Source organism: Bacillus sp. XF8, from assembly GCF_017498755.1.
Classification (GTDB): Bacteria; Bacillota; Bacilli; order Bacillales; family Bacillaceae_G; genus Bacillus_A; species Bacillus_A bingmayongensis.
Map to the genome: position 1 here is coordinate 43,191 of NZ_JAGDQK010000002.1, position 22,135 is coordinate 65,325.

The 22,135-nt window shown below is 34.6% G+C and carries 23 protein-coding genes, 1 tRNA gene and 4 pseudogenes; 22 read left to right on the forward strand and 6 right to left on the reverse strand.

Annotated elements, in window-relative coordinates:
- Nucleotides 1-54: 54 nt before the first annotated feature.
- The 8 genes and pseudogenes from J4P91_RS00625 (at nt 55) to J4P91_RS00660 (ending at nt 6,040) form a co-directional block, all read left to right on the forward strand.
- Nucleotides 55-240 (forward strand): DUF3976 domain-containing protein, encoded by a 186-nt coding sequence (locus J4P91_RS00625; protein ID WP_017152752.1) that lies wholly within the window; start codon nt 55-57, stop codon nt 238-240.
- Between the two features lie 223 nt (nt 241-463).
- Nucleotides 464-550, forward strand: a pseudogene (locus J4P91_RS00630) (IS6 family transposase); the annotation flags it as partial.
- Between the two features lie 197 nt (nt 551-747).
- Nucleotides 748-1,323, forward strand: a complete 576-nt coding sequence (locus J4P91_RS00635; protein WP_207992567.1) for a recombinase family protein — start codon at nt 748-750, stop codon at nt 1,321-1,323.
- 206 nt (nt 1,324-1,529) lie between these two features.
- Nucleotides 1,530-2,225 (forward strand): vancomycin resistance response regulator transcription factor, VanR-F/VanR-M family, encoded by a 696-nt coding sequence (gene vanR, locus J4P91_RS00640; protein ID WP_207992568.1) that lies wholly within the window; start codon nt 1,530-1,532, stop codon nt 2,223-2,225.
- Nucleotides 2,218-3,315, forward strand: a complete 1,098-nt coding sequence (locus J4P91_RS00645; protein ID WP_207992569.1) for a HAMP domain-containing sensor histidine kinase — start codon at nt 2,218-2,220, stop codon at nt 3,313-3,315. The genes vanR and J4P91_RS00645 overlap by 8 nt, the downstream gene beginning before the upstream one ends.
- A gap of 117 nt (nt 3,316-3,432) precedes the next feature.
- The gene (gene vanY, locus J4P91_RS00650; protein WP_207992570.1) at nt 3,433-4,296 is read left to right on the forward strand and encodes a VanY-A/VanY-F/VanY-M family D-Ala-D-Ala carboxypeptidase; all 864 of its coding nucleotides are present in this window, start codon (nt 3,433-3,435) and stop codon (nt 4,294-4,296) included.
- A gap of 60 nt (nt 4,297-4,356) precedes the next feature.
- A complete protein-coding gene (gene vanZ-F / locus J4P91_RS00655; RefSeq protein WP_207992571.1) occupies nt 4,357-4,977 on the forward strand; it encodes a glycopeptide resistance protein VanZ-F in 621 nt (206 codons plus the stop codon).
- 79 nt (nt 4,978-5,056) lie between these two features.
- A complete protein-coding gene (locus tag J4P91_RS00660) occupies nt 5,057-6,040 on the forward strand; it encodes a glycerophosphodiester phosphodiesterase family protein (RefSeq protein WP_207992572.1) in 984 nt (327 codons plus the stop codon).
- A gap of 256 nt (nt 6,041-6,296) precedes the next feature.
- On the opposite strand, the gene J4P91_RS00665 is transcribed toward J4P91_RS00660, so the two are convergent.
- On the reverse strand, nt 6,297-6,446 hold the full coding sequence (locus J4P91_RS00665) for a transposase (protein ID WP_207992924.1): 150 nt from the start codon (nt 6,444-6,446) through the stop codon (nt 6,297-6,299).
- 205 nt (nt 6,447-6,651) lie between these two features.
- On the opposite strand from J4P91_RS00665, the pseudogene J4P91_RS00670 reads away from it, so the two are divergent.
- The 4 genes and pseudogenes from J4P91_RS00670 to J4P91_RS00685 form a co-directional block, all read left to right on the forward strand.
- A pseudogene (locus J4P91_RS00670) lies at nt 6,652-6,978 on the forward strand (VanW family protein); the annotation flags it as partial.
- A 266-nt stretch (nt 6,979-7,244) separates the two neighbouring features.
- On the forward strand, nt 7,245-8,516 hold the full coding sequence (locus tag J4P91_RS00675) for a Y-family DNA polymerase (RefSeq protein ID WP_207992574.1): 1,272 nt from the start codon (nt 7,245-7,247) through the stop codon (nt 8,514-8,516).
- Nucleotides 8,513-8,863 (forward strand): YolD-like family protein, encoded by a 351-nt coding sequence (locus J4P91_RS00680; protein WP_207992575.1) that lies wholly within the window; start codon nt 8,513-8,515, stop codon nt 8,861-8,863. Before J4P91_RS00675 ends, J4P91_RS00680 begins: the two co-directional genes overlap by 4 nt.
- A gap of 236 nt (nt 8,864-9,099) precedes the next feature.
- Nucleotides 9,100-9,207: pseudogene (locus J4P91_RS00685) on the forward strand (helix-turn-helix domain-containing protein); the annotation flags it as partial.
- 208 nt (nt 9,208-9,415) lie between these two features.
- Here the strand turns inward: J4P91_RS00685 and J4P91_RS29355 are convergent.
- Together J4P91_RS29355 and J4P91_RS00690 are read right to left on the reverse strand one after the other, a co-directional pair.
- A complete protein-coding gene (locus J4P91_RS29355) occupies nt 9,416-9,544 on the reverse strand; it encodes a hypothetical protein (protein WP_279538523.1) in 129 nt (42 codons plus the stop codon).
- Nucleotides 9,541-10,635 (reverse strand): response regulator aspartate phosphatase, encoded by a 1,095-nt coding sequence (locus J4P91_RS00690; RefSeq protein ID WP_207992576.1) that lies wholly within the window; start codon nt 10,633-10,635, stop codon nt 9,541-9,543. The genes J4P91_RS29355 and J4P91_RS00690 overlap by 4 nt, the downstream gene beginning before the upstream one ends.
- Before the next feature lie 156 nt (nt 10,636-10,791).
- Between J4P91_RS00690 and J4P91_RS00695 the strand changes: the two are divergent.
- A pseudogene (locus J4P91_RS00695) lies at nt 10,792-10,917 on the forward strand (site-specific integrase); the annotation flags it as partial.
- 97 nt (nt 10,918-11,014) lie between these two features.
- Here J4P91_RS00695 and J4P91_RS00700 read toward each other — a convergent pair.
- Nucleotides 11,015-11,087, reverse strand: a tRNA-Val gene (locus J4P91_RS00700).
- Between the two features lie 290 nt (nt 11,088-11,377).
- On the opposite strand from J4P91_RS00700, the gene J4P91_RS00705 reads away from it, so the two are divergent.
- From J4P91_RS00705 to calY, 7 genes are all read left to right on the forward strand, one after another.
- Nucleotides 11,378-11,923: a hypothetical protein gene (locus J4P91_RS00705; protein ID WP_207992577.1), complete on the forward strand. Its 546-nt coding sequence runs from the start codon at nt 11,378-11,380 to the stop codon at nt 11,921-11,923.
- Nucleotides 11,924-12,040: 117 nt separating this feature from the next.
- The gene (locus tag J4P91_RS00710; protein WP_017152739.1) at nt 12,041-12,268 is read left to right on the forward strand and encodes a hypothetical protein; all 228 of its coding nucleotides are present in this window, start codon (nt 12,041-12,043) and stop codon (nt 12,266-12,268) included.
- Nucleotides 12,269-12,423: 155 nt separating this feature from the next.
- Nucleotides 12,424-13,692: a D-alanyl-D-alanine carboxypeptidase family protein gene (locus J4P91_RS00715; protein WP_207992578.1), complete on the forward strand. Its 1,269-nt coding sequence runs from the start codon at nt 12,424-12,426 to the stop codon at nt 13,690-13,692.
- A 134-nt stretch (nt 13,693-13,826) separates the two neighbouring features.
- Nucleotides 13,827-14,402 carry a signal peptidase I SipW gene (sipW, locus tag J4P91_RS00720; RefSeq protein WP_017152737.1) on the forward strand — a complete coding sequence of 192 codons (576 nt, stop codon included), beginning with the start codon at nt 13,827-13,829 and terminating at the stop codon, nt 14,400-14,402.
- 49 nt (nt 14,403-14,451) lie between these two features.
- Nucleotides 14,452-15,039, forward strand: coding sequence for a TasA family protein (locus J4P91_RS00725; protein ID WP_207992579.1), 588 nt, complete (start codon nt 14,452-14,454; stop codon nt 15,037-15,039).
- Nucleotides 15,040-15,201: 162 nt separating this feature from the next.
- On the forward strand, nt 15,202-15,951 hold the full coding sequence (locus tag J4P91_RS00730) for a DUF4047 domain-containing protein (protein WP_207992580.1): 750 nt from the start codon (nt 15,202-15,204) through the stop codon (nt 15,949-15,951).
- A gap of 397 nt (nt 15,952-16,348) precedes the next feature.
- Nucleotides 16,349-16,942, forward strand: coding sequence for a biofilm matrix protein CalY (gene calY, locus J4P91_RS00735; RefSeq protein WP_207992581.1), 594 nt, complete (start codon nt 16,349-16,351; stop codon nt 16,940-16,942).
- A 94-nt stretch (nt 16,943-17,036) separates the two neighbouring features.
- Here calY and J4P91_RS00740 read toward each other — a convergent pair whose 3' ends face one another.
- Nucleotides 17,037-17,360, reverse strand: coding sequence for a helix-turn-helix domain-containing protein (locus J4P91_RS00740; RefSeq protein ID WP_207992582.1), 324 nt, complete (start codon nt 17,358-17,360; stop codon nt 17,037-17,039).
- Nucleotides 17,361-17,442: 82 nt separating this feature from the next.
- Nucleotides 17,443-17,574: an anti-repressor SinI family protein gene (locus J4P91_RS00745; protein ID WP_017152732.1), complete on the reverse strand. Its 132-nt coding sequence runs from the start codon at nt 17,572-17,574 to the stop codon at nt 17,443-17,445.
- 377 nt (nt 17,575-17,951) lie between these two features.
- Between J4P91_RS00745 and J4P91_RS00750 the strand changes: the two genes are divergently transcribed.
- A complete protein-coding gene (locus J4P91_RS00750) occupies nt 17,952-20,339 on the forward strand; it encodes an immune inhibitor A domain-containing protein (protein WP_207992583.1) in 2,388 nt (795 codons plus the stop codon).
- Nucleotides 20,340-20,634: 295 nt separating this feature from the next.
- On the forward strand, nt 20,635-22,002 hold the full coding sequence (locus tag J4P91_RS00755) for an aldehyde dehydrogenase (protein WP_207992584.1): 1,368 nt from the start codon (nt 20,635-20,637) through the stop codon (nt 22,000-22,002).
- Nucleotides 22,003-22,135 lie beyond the last annotated feature (133 nt).

Genomic DNA, 22,135 nt, shown 5'->3' on the forward strand with positions numbered 1-22,135 from the left:
GGTTCTAAGCGGGAAATAATGAAGAATAAGTCTTACATATAGGAAGGAGAAAAAATGCAGTTTTTTTATGCGTTTGGTATAAGTATTATTTTAATTCTATTTATGTATTTCTTCGTTCGTAAAGATATTACGAAAGATAATACACTCACAAAGAGAGGTTTTTATAAACTGATTGGCTGTTTAGCGGTGATGTTTGTGGGGATTATTGTGTTGATTGTATTGGTGATTAAGAAATTATAAATAGAGTATAGGATGAAAACCCTGTTTTTGATAGTTTGTCAAAAATAGGGTTTTTATTTTCGTTAAACTATATTGTTTTTTCTCGAAGAGGACGATATAAGATGAAGTTGAATTTGCTAGAATGAAGATTCTTCTTTCGTTTAAAATTGGAGCAAGAAAAACGGCTCTGGTGCAAACTTTGCAAGTAATCCCCTATAAACTTGGACATACTGATACTAGTACTCTAAAAAAAGGACAACTTGCTTTACGGGACAAGTCTGTCCAAAATCAATTGAAGTTCATTCATCAACTATTTGGAATTTCTGCATAAGAACAGATTCCATTAGGAATCTATACATCTCTTTCAACATTATTTATTCGGGTAACATCAGGATTTTTCGGATTTAAAACGTTAAGGTAGCAATCCTTGTATTAGTAGGGTTCACTCTATTGATACAAGTGTAGTAGACTGATAAAATCATAGTTAAGAGCGTCTCATAAGACTTGTCTCAAAAATGAGGTGATATTTTGCGGAAAATCGGTTATATTCGTGTCAGTTCGACTAGCCAGAATCCTTCAAGACAATTTCAGCAGCTGAACGAGATCGGAATGGATATTATATATGAAGAGAAAGTTTCAGGAGCAACAAAGGATCGCGAGCAACTTCAAAAAATGTTAGAGGATTTACAGGAAGATGACATCATTTATGTTACAGACTTAACTCGAATCACTCGTAGTACACAAGATCTATTTGAATTAATCGATAACATACGAGATAAAAAGGCAGGCTTAAAATCACTAAAAGATACATGGCTTGATTTATCAGAAGATAATCCATACAGCCAATTCTTAATTACTGTAATGGCTGGTGTTAACCAATTAGAGCGAGATCTTATTCGGATGCGACAACGTGAAGGGATTGAATTGGCTAAGAAAGAAGGAAAGTTTAAAGGTCGATTAAAGAAGTATCATAAAAATCACGCAGGAATGAATTATGCGGTAAAGCTATATAAAGAAGGAAATATGACTGTAAATCAAATTTGTGAAATTACTAATGTATCTAGGGCTTCATTATACAGGAAATTATCAGAAGTGAATAATTAGCCATTCTGTATTCCGCTAATGGGCAATATTTTTAAAGAAGAAAAGGAAACAATAGAATATAAATAAAAACTCTAAATTATTCAACTAACTGTCACACTGTTAAACTAACTTTGCGGAACTAACTATCAAAAACTGATGTTTTTTTATGATACAACTTCGTCTGACTTATTGACGATTAATGATAACTTTGTCTAGGAGTGGAATAAATGAAAAATATAACAATATTAATAGCTGATGATGATGTTGAAATTGCTGATTTGGTTGCTATACATTTAGAGAAAGAAGGGTATCATGTCATTAAGGTATCGGATGGGCAAGAAACCATTGATGTTATCCAGACTCAACCAATTGATTTACTGATTTTGGATATTATGATGCCGAAAATGGATGGATATGAAGTTACACGTCGCATCCGCGAAAAACATAATATGCCCATTATTTTTTTGAGCGCTAAAACGTCTGATTTTGATAAAGTGCAGGGACTCGTGATTGGAGCAGACGATTATATGACGAAACCATTTATACCCATTGAATTGGTAGCTCGGGTAAATGCACAGCTGCGGCGCTTTATGAAGTTGAATCAACCTAAAACCAAACAGAACTCAAACTTGGAATTTGGAGGATTAAAGATTTCTCCTGAACAACGTACAGTTACTCTATATGGTAAGAATATTGAGTTAACACCGAAAGAGTTTGAAATTTTATATTTATTAGCCAGTAATCCAAATAAAGTTTATAGTGCAGAAGATATTTTTCAGAAGGTATGGGGGGATGCATACTATGAAGGTAGGAATACCGTTATGGTTCATATTCGTACTTTGCGGAAAAAACTTGAAGAGGATAAACGAAAAAACAAATTGATAAAAACTGTATGGGGGGTAGGTTATAAATTCAATGGGTAAAATACTACGAAGCTTTCGTTCAAAAATGATAATGTTGTTAGGTTTAAGCATGTTGTTGTCTATCGCCATAACATACCTACTCTTTAAAGTACTCCAATTGTATTATTATACAAATGTTAGTCGTGGAGATACACTAGCTTATTTTCGCAAAATCATAGAAAATATTGGAGACCTTAACGTCTTTTTACTTTTATTTATCACGCTTTCGATATTATTTTTCTTTTTACTTACAAAACCCTATTCTGCCTATTTCAATGAGATTTCAAAAGGAATTCATTATCTCGCTCAGGGTGACTTTAAGCATCGAGTTCAAATATTGTCAAATGATGAATTTAGTGATATTGCACAAGGCATTAATCTGGCAAGTGAAAAATTGGAACAAGCCATAGAAAGGGGTGACTTTTCGGAAAGTAGTAAAGAGCAGTTAGTAGTAAATTTGGCTCATGATTTGCGCACACCTCTTACCTCTGTTTTAGGTTATTTAGATTTAATCCTTAAGGATAATAGCTTGACTGAAAAACAGATCAGGCATTATTTAACGATTGCCTTTACCAAATCTCAACGCTTAGAAAGGTTAATTGATGAATTATTCGAAATAACTAGGATGAATTATGGCATGTTACCAATTGAAAAGAAACAAATCGATTTAAGTGAGCTACTTATTCAATTGAAAGAAGAGTTGTATCCTGTCTTCGAGAAAAACGATTTGATAGCAAGAATGAATATTACTTCTCCTTTATCTATTATGGGTGATGGAGAGTTGTTGGCACGTGTGTTTGAAAATCTTCTGATTAATGCAAATCGCTATGGGTATGAGGGGCAGTATGTAGATATCAACGGTTTTATTGATTCAGAGGAAGTAGTTATTCAAGTTATCAATTATGGGGATGCCATTCCTCCAGATGAACTGCCTCATATTTTTGATATGCTTTATACTGGTGACAAAGCACGAACTCATCAAGAAAATAGTACAGGTCTCGGTTTATTCATTGCGAAGAATATTGCAGAGCAACACAATGGGACAATAACTGCCGAAAGTGATTTAATACGCACTATATTTGAAGTCCGATTACCAATGGCGGATTCCTAAGAAGATTAATAATAAAATCCAAGTGGAAATTTAAGAAAAATTTAATATTTACCCCACTTTTTATTTTAAAAGTTTTTCCTATCCTATAAACAAGTTACATCAAGGAGGAGACTAAAAATGAAAAAGTGGGGATTTTTATTGGTTTTTGCATTATTTCTAGTTTTTATTTTTAATATATTACCGATATCCCAAGATAAAGTAGAGGATCAAATATATGAACAAAATGATAATACAGCTACTGAAAATACCCAAAAGATTGAGATTACAGAAGAGCAGATCTATCAAGGGAATCTGCTTTTGGTTAACAGTGAATATGCTGTTCAACAAGCTGGTATAAAATCGGATATCATAAATTTATTTACACACAAAGAATTAACAACCGGATACCAGCTACTTAATAGTGAAATAAAATTATCAGAAGAAATAGCTGAAAAATTTTCGGAGACGATAGCTGCGGCTGAAGAGGATGGGGTTAGTAATTTCTTAATTAGCAGTGGTTATCGAGACTTAGATGAGCAAAGCAGACTTTACGAAGAAATGGATTCTGATTATGCTTTGCCAGCAGGTCATAGCGAACACAATTTAGGGTTATCGCTTGATGTGGGATCTACTCAAATGAAGATGGATAAAGCACCTGAAGGAAAGTGGATAGAAGAAAATTCTTGGAAATACGGCTTTATCTTACGCTATCCCTTGGATAAAACGGATGTTACAGGAATTCAATATGAACCTTGGCATATTCGCTATGTCGGCTTGCCTCACAGTGCGATTATGCAGGAAATGAATTTAGCTTTGGAAGAATATTTGGATTATTTAAAAGAAGAAAAGAGTAATTCTGTTAGTGTTGATGGGAAAAAATATACAATTTCATATTATCCCATTTCTCAAAATGAGACAATCGAAGTTGAAGTACCAGCGAATGAACAGTATGAAATATCTGGTGATAATATAGATGGAGTGATTGTGACCACATTTTCTTGAATTAGGTTCTAAAATGATAAAGTCATAGGTTTAAATGTAAAGTTAGGAGACGTATTCTATATGCTTACACTTACAGTTTTGTATACTTATTTTTGTACTATTATTTTTTGTATTGTGTTTCAAATTGGATTTTTATTAAAGGCGCAAAAAAATTTATCTATTAAGCATTTTCTATGGGTGTATGTTTTTCTTTTCTACCTTGCGCTAGTGTATATGGTGACGGGGATAGGGAATATATGGGTAATAGGAAGATATGAAACATTAATTCGTATAAGTGAAATCAACTTACTCCCTTTTGCTTCTGAAGGCATTACTACGTATATTTTGAACATTATTCTGTTTATGCCGTTAGGTTTTTTATTACCAACTATTTGGCCGCAGTTTAGATCAATTAAAAATGTTGCATATGCTGGATTATTTTTTTCATTGGCTATTGAGCTAAGTCAATTGCTAAATCATAGGATTACAGATATTGATGATTTACTTATGAACACCCTAGGGGCGATTATTGGGTATTTATTATATAGAGCTTTATTTAAAATGATATATAAAAGAGGTGAAAAAAAGCTTGATAATAAATCTTCTCTAGTAATACAATACGAGGCTATTTTTTATTTAGTTTGCTCGTTTATAGGTATGATATTACTTCATTATCCATTTTTATTTCGAAGAATTATCTAAATGAACATTATGATTGTCTGTATATATAATGAAGAACATTGTTTAAATCATTTCAACCAATATTTAAGAGGAGAATACAATGAACAAAATAAAAAGATTACTGAAACGTAAAACGACTTGGATAATTTTTATCCTATTCGTGTTTGTTTATGTAAATAACAGTTCTTTTTTTGCTAAGAGGGACGAGGGGACTCCTCTTCTTCTTGCTCACCGAGGACTTTCGCAAACATTTAGCATGGAAGGGATTGAGGGTGATACATGTACAGCAGAACGTATAAATAAACCTGAACATTCTTATTTAGAAAATACAATTCCATCTATGGAAGCGGCATTTAAAGCTGGAGCTGATCTAGTAGAGTTTGATGTTCAACCAACTAAAGATAATAATTTTGTTATTTTTCATGACTGGACTCTTGATTGCCGTACTAATGGTAAAGGTGTTACAAGAGATTTTACAACAAAAGAATTACAAGCACTTGATATTGGTTACGGTTATACAGCTAATGGGGGGAAAACATTCCCGTTTCGTGGTAAAGGGATTAATCTTATGCCAACACTTGATGAAGTACTTAACCATTTTCCAGATCGTTCTTTTCTTATTCATATTAAAAGTGATGATGAAAATGAAGGAATCCAATTGGCTACTCACCTCAAGAAATTACCAGCGAAACGCCTTGATCAACTAACTGTATATGGTGGCGATAAACCAATTGCTGCGATAAAAGAGCGCATCCCTAGTTTACGAACAATGTCAAAAGCAACCATGAAAAAGGATCTTCTTACTTATATTGCGTTAGGATGGACTGGCTACATGCCTTCAAGCCTGAAGCATGGAGAGTTACATATACCAGACAAAGTAGCTCCTTGGCTTTGGGGATGGCCAAATCGTTTTCTTAATCGAATGGATAAAGCAGATACTCGAGTTATCGTTGTAGGAGGAAATGGGTTTGGATTTTCAAGTGGATTTGACTCATCTGAAGATATAAAACGCCTTCCTGACGATTATACAGGTGGAATTTGGACAAATCGCATTGATAAAATAGCACCTTTATTTAAGAAATAAGGGATGATATAACAATCGAAGTTTTTTCATCTGTTTAACCATTTATATTTTAAAAGAAGACTTATTAATAATGTTGAAGTTTTATATACCGATAAACACCCCTGATTTCCATTATGTATAGGAAATCAGGGGTGTTTTTGGATGAATGGAACTTACTTTATTTATATTCAAACAGAAGTACGACAACGATCAAAGAATAACCCGCGAGGCGGAAAAAGACCCGTGGCATTTTCTAAGAACAGGGATTCACAAAATCTCAGACAAATCTGCGTAATAAGGTGGCAAAATGTGCGATATAGATGAAACTCTCAGCCGAACTTTTCCTAACCTCATAGTCTTTTGACAGTCTGCGCCAATGATTCAGCCACGCGAATATCCTTTCAACGCGCCATCGCTTCAGCAGTATCTCCTATTCGGGCTTGATTCGTTCCGATATGTCTATCGTCCTTCCAAGACGGGTGCACTCCAGCTCAAAGGTTTTACGGTATCCGCATCTCCGCATACTCCCAAGAGCAACGGATTATTTACACATTGACGACGCTTTTGCGATTTACGCCGCAATTCTTCAGTAGACATTGTGGGTTCAAAAAATGAGAAAGCGGGTGCTTACCATGAGCAGAAAAAGATTGACGCAGATATTCTCTCTCCTGCTGCCAGTTAGGGTCATGCAAAGGAAGATATGTTTTTATGCCGGTATGCGACTTGATGGCCGTCGCTACGCGGAAACCATTGCCGAAAAGCAGTCGCTCTATAAGCTCTTTGAAGCGGGCTGCGCATTATACAACGGCAATACCGGCTTTGACATGGTGTATCAGGAAAACAAGGTATTTAACCTAAAACTGGCAGAAAAGACGCTGAACGGTCTTTTGTTGAAGCCGGGCGAAACTTTTTCCTTCTGGCGGCTTGTACGCCATGCGGATAAACGCCCCCCTATAAAGACAACTAATATAACAGTTCTAGTTTTAATCAAAACTTCAACCCCTTTTTAAATAATGCATAATGTCCGGATATAAGAATATAACGTTTTAAAATTAAAGTAAATATTTCCATGCGATTTATAAAAATAAAATTAAGTGATAATAATCTTAATTTTATGTAGCATTGGGAATTCCTTTTAACCAATATTTTCTTAAAAAACACTTTTAAAAGAACACAAGTTCGTATATAATAAGAACAAATGTTCTGTAAATCAGGAGTGATTCCCTTGTATGATTATTCTCTTTTGCCTAATCGGATTATATTATGCGTTGATCTACGTAGCTTTTACGCATCAGTCAGTTGTATTAAAAGAGGGTTAGACCCACGATATACAAAACTTGCCGTAGTTGGCGATGTTAATCGAAGTGGGTCGATAGTACTAGCGGCAACTCCTCCTTTGAAAGCGTTGGGTGTCAAAAAGATGGCCCGGCTATACGAAATACCCAAACGACCAGACATACTTATAGTAAATCCAGTCATGCATACGTATATTAAATGTTCGAATTACATAACGAGCTTAGCGCTACAATACGTAACACCAGAAGACTTTCACCAGTATTCAATAGACGAATTTTTTATGGATATGACGGCTTCTTTACACTTATTTGCAGATAGCCCGTACGAATTTGCGTTGAAACTTAAACATGAGATTTACGACCGTACTCGTATCGAATGCACAATCGGTATTGGTCCGAACTTGTTAATGAGTAAAGTCGCAATGGACATCGAAGCGAAGAAGATTCAAGATGGAATAACGCAATGGACTTACGACGATATACCCGAGAAGTTATGGAGCATTAGACCACTCAGTAAATTTTGGGGTATATCGTATAAGACAGAAACGAAGTTAAACCGAAAAGGAATTTATACAATCGGTGATTTAGCAAATTATCCGCTTAAATACTTGAAGCAAACATTCGGTATGATAGGCGAGGAGCTTCATCTACATGCAAACGGAATTGACTTAAGTAGGATTGCTGAAAAATACGTTCCAGCTACGACATCTATAGCTAAAAATCAAATATTATTGCGTGATTATACGATAGATGAATTTCCGATTATCTTATTAGAACATACCGAGGAAGTTTGCTATCGATTGAGAAGACAAAATAAACTCGCTCAAACCGTACACTTTTCAGTCGGGTGCAGTAAAGGTTACGGAGGAGGCGGAGGTATTTGTAAAACACATACCTTAAATCGAGCGACTAATTTAACGATGGATATATACAACGTTTGTACATATTATTTACACGAATTATATACTGGCGACCCAATTAGATCAGTCAGTGTTTCACTAACGAATTTAATAAACGAAGGAGAAGAGCAAATTTCTCTATTCGATAATGTAATACAGCGAGAAAAGGAAATGAATTTAACGCGAGTCATGGACGAAATTCGAACACGATTCGGTAAAAATAGTATATTACGGGGCGTTTCATATACGAAAGGTGCAACCGCAAGATATAGAAACACTTTACTAGGGGGACATAAATCATGAATAACGCAAACAACGCAAATATACCGAGGGGAAGAGGGATGGTGAAGTGGCAGCCGTTCGCGAGTATGCCGGAACAATTCGCTGGTATACGAGAAATCATTAAGGAGAAAACGAAAGTACCACGGCCTATCGTTACTCAAGACGCCCAGGAACGAATTGAGAATCGCCTACTAACTTCGTTACTAACCGACGAAGAAATACTAATTACATACTACGAGGATGGTTACGTACTTACTAGTTATATGACTGTTATTGATATCGATCCTTTAGAAAAGAAAGTCATATGCACGGACGCGTTTCATTATAAGAATACGTTTGAATTTATCGATATAATTGACACTGAGTAGACGGTATTTAACTGCATTTAACAGTATTCCAACAGTACTCCAACAGAAGTCCCCTTCCTCAAGCACGTGCAGGGCATAGCCCAGGTGGTAGGGAAGGGGACTTCTGTTGGTCCGTGCATAGCACGAAGTTTCTATTTCCTTTTTATGTAACTTTGTGTGTACTAGCAGAAAAAGGAACATACATTCTGTTTTGTGTTTAGGAATCTGAAAAACTATATCGAAAAAAGAGGGAGGGGATGATAATGTTGCTAAGCCAAAAATATGAGACTTTCCCAACGAAAGAACAAAAAGAAACGTTAGACCGTTGGCTACAATATTGTCGTCAAATCTATAACGCTGCTCTTTTTAGAGAGAATTTTTAATTGGTACAGTTTAAATAATTAAATTCAAATAAGTTCTAAGATGTACAAATATAAGTACTTCTACATTACTGCGAACCCTGCTTACGTAACAGTTAAATAATAAAACTTAGATTTCATTAAGAAAGAGAGTGGGATAATTGCCACTCTCTTTCTGTATTATAATTATATTTGTAAAATAATAAACAACTAATCAACCAGTATGTCCATGTGTGTATGTAATGATTTCAACTGTTTTTTGAACATCTAGTGAAGAAGATGCTCCAAAGTTTAAAGTTAAAACTGTCAAAATTCCGAGTAAACTTAATACTATTTTCTTCATTTTAATGCTCCTTTTTTAAAATTTTTATCTTTAGCTTTGCTGACTGTATAGAAATACTTACTGGCTTTTGAGTGATTGTCTTCTTGATAAAATTTTAATGCTAACTTTTCAGCATATTCTTCCACATACTCATATAATTCTTCTTTTTCGAAATAGGATAATCCTTCTATAACAACTTTTTCTAAATCTTCTGTAGAGGCATTGTCGTTCATTAGTTTTAAAATTGTAAAATGATGTATATACCCTTCGTTACCTAAATTATTACAAATATTTAATCCGTTTTCAATTAACTTTGAAGCAATATTTGCTTCTCCTAGTTTGAAATGCTCTCTAGCTTGAATGAAAATTGCCTTGTAGTCAGTTGTTAACTTTTGATTAACTTCAGATAGATAGCGGATAGCTAGACTAGAAAGATTTTGGTTTGCATACATTAAACCGAGATTGTGACGCACAATTAAAATATAAGAGTCTTGCTTTTCTTTTTGGAATGTATCTATTGCAGAAACAAAATGTTCCTCTGCCAATTCATACTCTTTTAAATGGTTACATGCTAATCCATATAGGTTATTACAAAAAGCAACTTTCAATTCATATCCTTTGTGACTAGAGAACACTTCTTTAGCTTTCGTTAAATAATTAATAGTAAGAATATACTTTTGAGTGTGACAATAGAAAATGGCTAATTCATAATAGAATTCAGCTTTTTCAATTTCATCTGGTATATGTTTTAAAAGCTCTTCAGCTTTTTCGTAGTGCGTTTTAGCAATAGTGTGACTGCCAGTTATATTTGAATGAATTGCCTTAAAAAAGTGGTAATAATATGCTAAGAAGTTATCTGTTGGTGTTGCAAAAGAATCATTTTGTTTAAAGCTATCCTTAGAGATGCTTAAGCTATCGACCAAATATTGATATCTAAAATTAAGAAGAGAGTAGTATATTAATAGATTTTGGTCTTCCTCAATAGTTCCTGTTTTAGTATCAATTTCTTCTTTTAATTTGTGCGCATTAGCTATACGTCTTGCACGAATTTCTACATACCAATCATTTAATAACTGTGTGATTTGCTCATTCCCCTTTAATGAAGCGTTCATAGTATCCTCCTCATCTAAAATATATGTTATTTCAAATAATTATATAACATAATCTGGATAAAGAAGAGTGTGTGTAAGTATTTATCAAAAAAATTATGAATATTCTGATAAATAAAGTACCTTAGACTCAAAGGTACTTGTAGCAATAAATGACGTGTGAATGTGAAGGTGATTTCCGAGCGTTTAGGACATAGTAATATCAAAATCACATTAGACACTTATTCGCATGTACTACCAACGATGCAAGAAGATGCGGTTAACAAAATAGAAGAGATTTTGTAGGGAATGTGACCAATTCTGTGACCACTGGCTGTTTAGAGAGTAAATCCAAACAAGTAAAAACCGTATCAAATATTTATCTGATACGGTTTTACAACTATGATCCCGACTGGCCTCGAACCAGCGACCTCCACCCTGTCAAGGTGGCGCTCTCCCTGCTGAGCTACGGGATCATGATTGATATATCTGATAATTCTGTTAGGTTGATTATACAAAAATAAGTGACACCTTACAATAGTTTTTTAACTATAACCTTTAAAATGGAACTTGGTAGAATAATATGTTTATATTTATTATGAGCACATTTCCATATAGTTTAATAGTAAATAGTAGGAGGATGACTCCTTCATGAAGCAGGATTGATTCTTTGCGTTTCATCAAGTTGAATATTAATTTTATACTATAATACGATTTAAAAATAATATAATTTAAAAGGGTAAATAACTTGAAGGAGTGTGTCACTTTGTTTAAAAGGACAGGAAAAGGAATTGCTTTTGTTATGGGAGGCCTTGTTTTATTTGGATTGATATTTGGTGGCATCATGTTTTTCAATAAAGCAGATAAAAAAGAAATGAAGGCTGAACAGACTGGGCAAATCAAAGAAGTGGATAAATCAAAAGATATTGGAATGAAGATAAGAGCAACACATAGTGATTTAAATAACATTACAGGCTGGGAAAAGTATGAGAAGTTTGAGCAGGCGGATGCTCCAGCTTGGGAAGAGAACAAATGGGGGTTCAAATTAATTGATACAACGTTAAAAGAAGCAGCTGCATTATGTAAAGGGAATTTGAAAGAAGATTTGGAACGAGCTAGAAAATTGCTTGATATTTCAGTTCAAAATCATGATACAACAGCTTTAGTATATGTTCACCGTATTTTACATGATCTGGATATCGGACAAAACGGATTGAAAGCGAGGGATATATTTAACAGCGCAAAAGAGGGTGCTGGTGATGCTAGTGAAATACCTACTTATGATGAATATATTAAGAAACATAGCAAATAAATATTAAATTTATATTTGTTTTGGTAGGAACTTCTTTTTACAATTGTATAGAAATAGTATATAACAGAAATAGAAAATAGATTTATAAATATTCATAGGTTAAAGGAGCATATACGAATGGTAAGAAAATCTTTCAAGATGCGTGTACCTAGAAATAGAACGATTTCAATAAATGGTGCGATTCTTGATGTTGATGTTTCTCATGATGAGTTTTTAGAGGAGTTTATTGAATGGGTGGATTCAAAGGGCTGGTCCTTCATGGGAATGACCGATGAGATTACAGAAGAGGAAGCTGGGAATAATTTAATAGATTTGTTGGTTGATGAGAAGGATGAGAAAGAATGAGTCCTTCTTATTTTTATGCATATGATTATGTCCTTTCTTGTAAAATTATGATATAGTGAAAAATGGTGATTGTTTTTCCAGTTAAATACCAATTTCATGTCAGATTGGTAGAATTAGTATATAAAGCAAAAAGAAAATAGAAAAGGGAGAGTCATATGAGGAATTGTAAGAAAATTTCGGTTTTTATTATGGTTATTTGTTTACTCTTTTTGACACCTATGACATTGTACGCTGAAACTGGCATTGCACCAGTGCCGGCACCTGGCCAAGCTCCAACTGTATTTGGGCAGTTTGCAGTTTCAATTGATGCAAAAACAGGGGATGTTTTGTACGATAAAAATGCAAATCAACATGCATTCCCGGCAAGTATGACGAAAGTATTGACTGCTATTTTATTAATGGAGCATGTGAAGCCAGAGGAGCAATTTACGTTTTCGCAACCTGCATTAGATCAGGAAAAGAGTAACTACCAACTTGAATTTCAAGTAGGGGAAACGATCGATCGTAATACAGCGCTCACAATTTTAATGGTGCTGAGTGCAAATGATGTTGCGTATGTAATTGGTGAACGTATTGGGGGAAGTATAGAAAACTTTGCGAATATGATGAATGAGAAAGCAAAGCAGTTAGGGGCAAAGGATAGTCATTTTATAACGCCAAATGGTTTACATGACCCGAATCATTATACGACGGCATATGATATGGCAATGATTACGAGGGGGATTCAGCAATATCCTGAGATTTTACAAGCTATGAATACAAAAAGGATAACGGTTACAACATCTAAACAAACGGTTTCTATTTTTAATAAATCTACCTATTTTGAAAATCCATACAGTATTGGTGGAAAAACAGGTTTTACAAATGAAGCACGCAATACACTTGTATTATTAAATGAGAAAGATGGCAATCGTATTATCAATGTTGTGATGGCCTCACAAAGACCAGAAATCTACGAAGATATGCGTCAAATCGCGGATCATTCCTTCTCGCAATTTACAAAGCAAATGGTGCTAGATAAAAATAATTGGCATCAGATAACAACATATCTAGATAAAAACATAGATTGTGACCTTGAAAAAAGTGCAGAATTGATGTTAAAGAAAGATGAAGGAAAGAATGTGAAAACAGTTTTTAAAGCGGCTCCGGTTGATAAAGAAAAACTATATCAAAAAGGAATTCACCGCGGAGATGTCATCGGGACAGTAGATGTGACGAAAAATAATCAAACGATTGAAAGCATTAATGTTCTTTCTAAGGAAGATGTTACATTTGTAATGCCGCAAAAAAATATAAAGCCAGCTGAGCCTACGTATCCAATTGGGTTGATGGCAAGTATCGGAATTGGATTTATTACCTTTATGATAATCGGTTTATATGTAGTAAGACGAGCTAAAAAGAATGCGGTTTCAGAAGGGGAATAGGCAATGAGCAATTGCCTATTTTTTATTGCGTTTTTGGATTGTTCATTATAGTATTAATTTAAGTTCTCTTTTAAGAACAAAACAGGATATCCTAGTTTTATGTGCATATACATAATAAAGAGGAGGAGATAGCGATGAAACTAGTTTTGAAGATTATTAGTAACGTCATCTCATTTGTTTTATTTGCTTTGATGGTTTGCTTAGCGTTTGTTGTCATTTCATCAAAAGCAAGCGGTGGGGATCCAACCGTAATGGGATATCAATTTAAAACGGTACTATCTGGATCGATGGAACCAACATTTTTAACGGGCTCAATTATTGCGATTGAACCAACGAAGGATGGATCTAAATATAAAAAAGGTGATGTAATTACGTTTAAAGAAGATGAGAAAAAAATTGTAACTCACCGTATTATTGGTGTGAAAGATGTAAATGGGAAAGTAATGTATGAAACAAAAGGTGACAATAATAATGGCCCAGATTTAAAGCCAGTCTTAGCGGAAAATGTTATTGGAAAATATGAAGATATTACAGTTCCATATGTGGGATATTTGTTGAATTATGCAAATTCAAAAGCAGGAGCTGCCTTACTTTTAATTATTCCAGGCGTATGCTTACTTTTGTATTCTATAATTTCTATTTTTAGTGCAATCCGCAGCATTGATAATGAAAAGAAAAATAAATCTACAGATGTTGGACAATCTGTGTAATTCCGTTATTTTCTCTATAAATAGATAGATATCATTGGGGGATATGGACATGACCTTAAAGAAAAAATTAGGAATGGGAATTACCTCGGCAATTATGGGAGCGGCATTAATTGGAGGAGGAACATATGCGTACTTTAGCGATAAAGAAGTCACAAATAATACATTTGTGGCAGGTACGCTTGATTTAACTGCAAATCCGACAGCAATTATTAATGTTAATAATATTAAGCCTGGTGATACAATCATTCGTGATTTTGAATTGGTAAATAGCGGGACATTAGATATTGAAAAAGTTTTATTACACTCAGAATATAGCGTGAAAGATGCGAAAGGTGATAATACTGAAGATTTTGGTGACCATATTAAAGTAACGATTTTAAGAAATATGGACAAGGGACATGCGATTATAAAAGAAAAGAAATTATCTCAATTAATAGGAAAACCATCGGTACCAGTTAATGATGATGCACTTTCTGAGGTATTAGATGAGAAGGGAATTAAAGCGGGAAACAAGGATACATTTAAAGTGAAATTTGATTTTGTAGATAATGGGAAAAATCAAAATCAGTTCCAAGGAGATACGCTTGAGTTGAAATGGACATTTGATGCACAGCAAACAAAAGGTGAGGAAAGATAAAAAGCTATCAAAATGATAGCTTTTTTCTTTTTGATCGATATAAGGAATAAATTGAGTGAAAAATGATATAGCTTTTTCTTTTCATTTAAATACAACTTCATTATAATGAATGTATAAGTTCTTCATAAAGAACATGAAATGCACGTAATGGGAGAGGGTATAATGTCAAAAACTTCAAAGAGGATAAAAGCGATGCTCATATTACCATGTATGTGTTCAGGTGCTTTTTATATGGGCTCTCAAATTGTTACTCATACGGAAGCTGCTTTTGTAAAAGAGCAAAAGGTTCAAGCTGTTATTTCCGCGGCACCTGTATTTCCGAAAACAATAGATGTATTAAAAAACGATGCTCAGCAGCATGAACAATCTATTTTACATGCATATGATGAGATGAATAAAGAACTAGAAACCAATTCTGTAGAAGCTCTTGAAAAAAAGCTGAACTTATGGAAACAACAACGTGAAAAGATTGTTCCTGAGCGTGAAGCATTGCAAAACATATACGTAGAGATTGAAAGTTATTATAACCAATTAGTAGAACGTGAAAAGGATCGTAATTTAGAATCCAATCAGCAAATCATTCATTCTACACAAACTGGTGTAGAGTTTATTAAGAAAATTTGTGAGAATGTAGACAAGCAAGTAAACTTGCAAAAAATAGATGAACAAATTCAAGGATTCCAAAAGCAAATAGATGATGAAAAGGAAAAGCAAAAGCTAAGTGAGCAGGCGAAAGAAGTAGAAAAGCCAGCAGAACAAATAGCACCGCCTGAAAAGAAAGAAGAAATAGCAACTGTAGAAGAAACGATTCAACATAATCAGCTAAAAGAGGAGAAGCACCCAAAAGAAACAGAAACGGGAAATCCACCTAAGGAGCAATCTAAGGAACAATCTACAAAAGTAGCACAGTAGCTATTCGCGGACAGTAACACTTCCATATTAAAATTCAGTAGGGAGTACTGTCTGTAAAAGCCCGATTGGTGATGGGGATTTTGAACCCTTCATTGAATAAAGTTTCACTTCATATTAGCGGAAAAACCTGCTACCGATTGTAAGGATCTTCCATTATAAAGGGATTATCGTTTCGAATATTCTGTAAAATATTGAGAAATAAATTAATGTTATTTTATGGTTGCAATTACACTCTTATGTTCTTTATAATGAACATAAGGTGGTTTTTTAAAGAACAGAGAAATTTAAGGGGTATTGTACATACATTGGCCGTAGAAAAATAATAGTCGTTCTATTAGTTATACCTCTTATCCTACATTAAGAGATAACAATAAAAAACAGCTAGGGGGAATTTAAAGTGAGTTTAAAGAAAAAATTAGGTATGGGAGTCGCTTCAGCAGCATTGGGATTATCTTTAATCGGTGGAGGAACATTCGCTTACTTTAGTGACAAAGAAGTATCGAACAATACGTTTGCAGCGGGCACATTAGATCTTACTTTAGACCCTAAAACGATTGTAGATATTAAGGATCTTAAACCAGGGGATACTGTTAAGAAAGAGTTCTTATTAAAGAACAGCGGCACATTAGCAATTAAAGATGTTAAATTAGCAACGAAGTATACGGTAACAGATGCTAAAGGTGATAATGCTGGGGAAGATTTTGCTGAGCACATTAAAGTTAATTTCATTTGGAACTGGGATACACAAAGTGAGCCAGTATATGAAACAACATTAGCAGAGTTACAAAAGGCAGATCCAGACCTTTTAGCAAAAGATATCTTTGCTCCAGAGTGGGGTGAAGAGGGTGGTTTACAACCAGGAACTGAAGACTATCTATGGGTACAATTTGAGTTTGTAGACAATAAAGAGGATCAAAATAAATTCCAAGGCGATGCATTAAACTTAGAATGGACATTTAATGCAAACCAAACTGAAGGTGAAGAGAAATAATTAATAAAGAAATAACACAAAAAAAGCGGGGGTTCCCCGCTTTTTTTGTAAATAAAAAAGAGTGCTCCCCAGTATGCACCCCTTTTTGTCTATATTATTTCTGGTTTTTCTTCCATTTTGTAAACTCTAGAAATTCACGAAATTGCTCTTTTGAGACACCGGAGTTCATTGCTTCTTTGACGAGATGTGTCCATTCCGAATCTAATTGGCTTTCGGATGTTGTTTCATCGTGGAGGAGCGTGTCAACTGGTATCTGTAGAACATTTGCGATTTTTTCAAGAAATTGAATGGAAGGGTTTTTTTGTAAATTTCGTTCAATAGAGCTGATGTAAGACTTTGCGACACCAGCTTTTTCAGCAAGTTCTGTTAAAGAAATCCCTCTTTGCAAACGAAGGCGTTTTATACGTTCTCCTATCATCTTTGCGCACCTTTCTGTAAGTATGTAGTCGGCTTATGATGTCATTAGTATAACACAAATTTCGTTAAAAAGAACGCCTCTGCTAGTTTCCAGTAGGTTGGTTCATGCGTTGGAAAAAGTGTTCGATATCTTGAATAGCGATTCCCGCATCTAAAGCTTCGAGCATTAAATCAATCCAATCCTGATCTAGCGTATCTGCCTTGTCTTTGTACAAAATGTATTCCTCCCTAATGTTCAATTGTCATGTCATGAATCGTACAAAATAAACAATCATTTAAACACATTATAATATTTTGAAAAGTTAATTTGGTAAAAATAATGTTAATTTATTGTATATTTTGTAGGTAAAACCAATGAAGAAGTTACTGTTTTGTCATTCTATAAAGAAATTGTAATAGTTTTATAGAAATTTATCAATATCTTCAGAAATAACTGACATATTGAGAAACATTTTTATAAATAACATGGAATTTTACAAAAATATTACGAATTTTACAAAATATCGCAAAATAAAACAAATTATTGAAAAGTTACTGAATTTTTATTATTATCTAAATATTAGTACATATTCTTATTAGGGGAGGAAATGGGATGAAAAAGAAACCATTCAAAGTGCTATCAACACTTGCGGTAGCAGCTGTTCTTGGTTGTTCGTTTGGGGTAGGTAGTCAGTCTGTTTATGCAGAAACACCTGTAAAAACATCTACAACAAGCCCAATTGATGATCATTTAATTCCAGAAGAGCGTTTAGCTGATGCTCTGAAAAAACGAGGGGTAATTGATTCATCCGCTTCAAAAGAAGAAACAAAGAAAGCTGTCGAAAAGTATGTAGAGAAAAAGAAGGGTGACAAACCTGGAAAAGAAGAAACAACTGGGGATTCTGTTACAAAAGAAGCATCTGATTTTCTGAAGAAGGTAAAAGATGCAAAAGCAGAAACAAAAGAAAAGTTAGATAAACCAGCAAATGGTAACGGAGCTGGAGCAGTGCCACCAAAAGGTGCATTAAATGGTAAAGTACCAACGACTCCTGCAAAAGCAAAAGAGTATAATGGGGATGTTCGTAAGGATAAAGTGCTTGTACTACTTGTTGAGTATGCTGACTTTAAGCATAACAATATTGATAAAGAACCTGGTTATATGTATTCTGAGGATTTCAATCAAGAGCATTATCAAAAAATGTTATTTGGTGACGAACCATTTACATTAGATGATGGAAGTAAAATTGAAACATTTAAGAAGTATTATGAAGAACAATCTGGTGGCAGTTATACAGTAGATGGAACAGTTACAAAGTGGTTAACAGTTCCAGGAAAAGCAGCTGACTATGGTGCAGATGCTGGGGATGGCCACGATAATAAAGGCCCATTAGGACCTCGTGACCTTATCAAAGATGCATTAAAAGCAGCGGTAGATAGCGGTCTTGATTTATCAGAATTTGATCAATTTGATCAATATGATGTAAATGGTGATGGTAATCAAAATCAAGCAGACGGTTTAATTGATCATTTAATGGTTATCCATGCTGGTGTTGGACAAGAAGCTGGCGGCGGTAAATTAGGTGACGATGCGATTTGGTCACACCGCTGGACAATTGGTCAAAAACCATTCCCGATTGATGGTACACAAGCAAAAGTTCCATATTGGGGCGGTAAAATGGCAGCATTCGACTACACAATTGAACCAGAAGATGGAGCAGTTGGTGTATTCGCACACGAATATGGTCATGATTTAGGTCTTCCAGATGAGTATGATACAAAATATTCTGGCGGCGGTGAACCAGTTCAGTCATGGTCTATTATGAGTGGCGGTAGCTGGACAGGTAACATTGCTGGAACGACGCCAACAAGTTTCTCTCCGCAAAACAAGGAGTTCTTCCAAAAAACAATTGGTGGGAACTGGGCGAATATTGCGGAAGTAGATTATGATAAGTTAAATCGAGGAATCGGGTATGCAACATATTTAGATCAAAGTGTAACAAAAACTGCTCGACCAGGTATGATTCGTGTTAACTTACCAGATAAAGAGGTAAAAGGAATTGAGCCTGCATTTGGTAAGAAGTACTACTATAGTACAAAAGGCGATGATCTTCATACTACATTAGAAACACCTTTATTCGATTTAACAAACGCAACAAATGCAAAGTTTGATTACAAATCATTGTATGAAATTGAAACAGACTATGATTACTTAGAAGTACATGCTGTGGCTGAAGACGGAACGAAAACATTAGTCGATACGATTGGTAATAAAAATGTAAAAGATGGTGCAGATACAACTCTTGGAAAATGGGTAGACAAATCGTATGATTTAAGCCAATTTAAAGGTAAGAAAGTAAAGCTTGTGTTTGAATATGTGACTGACGGTGGCTTAGCATTAAACGGCTTTACTCTTGATAATGCAACGTTAACAGTGGATGGTAATGTTGTATTCTCTGATGATGCAGAAGGCGATACTCAGTTTAAGTTAGATGGTTTTGTTGTTTCAAATGGAATTGAGAAGAAAACCCATAACTACTATTTAGAGTGGAGAAACTATGCTGGTGCTGATGAAGCGTTAAAATTTGCTCGTGGTCCAGTATATAACACAGGTATGGTTGTATGGTATGCAGATTCAAGTTATACAGATAACTGGGTTGGCGTACATCCAGGATATGGATTCCTTGGTGTAGTTGATTCTCATCCTGAAGCAATTGCAGGAACTTTAAATGGTAAGCCAACATTTAAAGATAGTACACGTTATCAAATTGCTGATGCGGCGTTCTCTTTCGATCAAACACCAGCTTGGAAGGTTGTATCACCAACTCGTGGAACATTTGAATACAATGGATTAGCAGGTGTAGCGAAATTCGATGATTCTAAAGCTTATATTAACAAACAAATTCCAGATGCAGGACGTATCTTACCGAAACTTGGCTTGAAGTTTGAAGTAGTAGGTCAAGCTGATGATAATTCTGCAGGTGCAGTTCGCTTATATCGTTAATTATGAAGAAGCTGTTGAAGGTTTTCCTTTCAACAGCTTTTTTTTGAGCAAATGTATTATATATGAAATACAAACTCATATATAATGAAACTTTAAGAATAGAAAAACTGATAAAAAACTTTTTCTTTTAGGTGGGGGAGAGCATCTGGTCATGCATAGAAGAGGAGAATTCCTCTTCCTGCCCCATGCCGAGTAAAAATAAAGAGAGAAAACGAGTGCAGGTCACCTTTTGTTTTTCGTAGCAGTGACTTATATGTTGAAAAATCAATATAAACATAGAAGGTGGGAATAGTAGATGAATATCACTTCTATTGTGAACGAGCAAAAATCATATTTTTATAAAGGTCATACAAGAAATATAGAAGAAAGAAAGCAACATTTAAAAAGATTATATGAAGGGATTCAGCGTTTTGAGTCTGATATTTTTCAAGCGTTAAAATTAGATTTAAATAAATCAGATCATGAATCATTTACGACAGAGGTTGGATACGTATTAAAGGAAATTTCATTTTTAATGAAACATCTTTCTTCATTGAGTAAGCCAAAGCGCGTTCGTACAGCACTTACACATGTTGGTTCGAAAGGGAAAGTAGTTCCAGAGCCCTATGGTGTTACCCTTGTAATGGCTCCGTGGAATTATCCATTCCAACTTGCGATTGCACCTCTTGTAGGGGCTTTAGCGGCTGGAAACACAGTTGTTTTAAAACCGTCGGAATTAACACCTAATGTCTCGAATCTTCTTGCTACAATGTTAAGAGAATTATTTCCGATAGAACTGGTTGCGGTTGTTGAAGGCGGTATTGATGAGAGTACAGCGCTGTTAAAAGAGCCGTTTGATTATATTTTTTTCACAGGCAGCGTTGGAGTGGGGAAAATTGTCATGGAAGCAGCGGCTAAAAGATTGATACCTCTTACGTTAGAGCTTGGCGGGAAAAGCCCATGTATTGTGCATGATGATGCAAAATTAGAAATAGCAGCAAGGCGTATTGTTTGGGGAAAATTCTTAAATGCGGGACAAACGTGTGTTGCACCGGATTATATTTATGTTCATTCTTCTGTAAAAGAACAATTTATTGAAGCGTTACGAATTGAAATTAAAAATCAATATGGAGAAAAACCACTGCAAAATGAAAATTATGTTCGGATTGTCAGTAAACGTCATTTTGAAAGGTTATGTTCTTTTTTACAAGATGGAAAGGTTGAAATTGGTGGGAAATATAATAAAGAAACTCTGCATATTGAGCCAAGTGTTGTAACGAATATTACATGGCAGGATTCCATTATGGAAGATGAAATTTTTGGCCCGATTTTGCCGATTATAGAGTATGAGAAAATAGAGGATATCATTGAAAGTATTCAACGACAACCTAAATCATTAGCTTTATATATATTTTCAGAGAATAAAGAAATTCAAAAACAAGTTACAAGTAATATTTCATATGGCGGTGGCTGTATAAATGACGTTGTGTATCATCTTGCTACGCCATATTTACCCTTTGGCGGCGTTGGAAGTAGCGGATTAGGAAGTTATCATGGAAAACAAAGTTTTCACACATTTTCGCACTATAAAAGCATTTTGTCTCAATCTACAGTATTTGATATGAAAATTCGTTATTCTTCTACAAAAAGTGCTTTAAAATTTATACGAAAGTTGTTAAAATGATGATGGTGTTTATCAGTAGGCGCAGCCGTATGATAAAAACCCCTTCTCGCCTGAAGGGGTTTTTCTGTTCGACATATGTATCATGCAAAAATGAATCAAACATACTACATAAAGAATAGAAGAGGACGCTGTT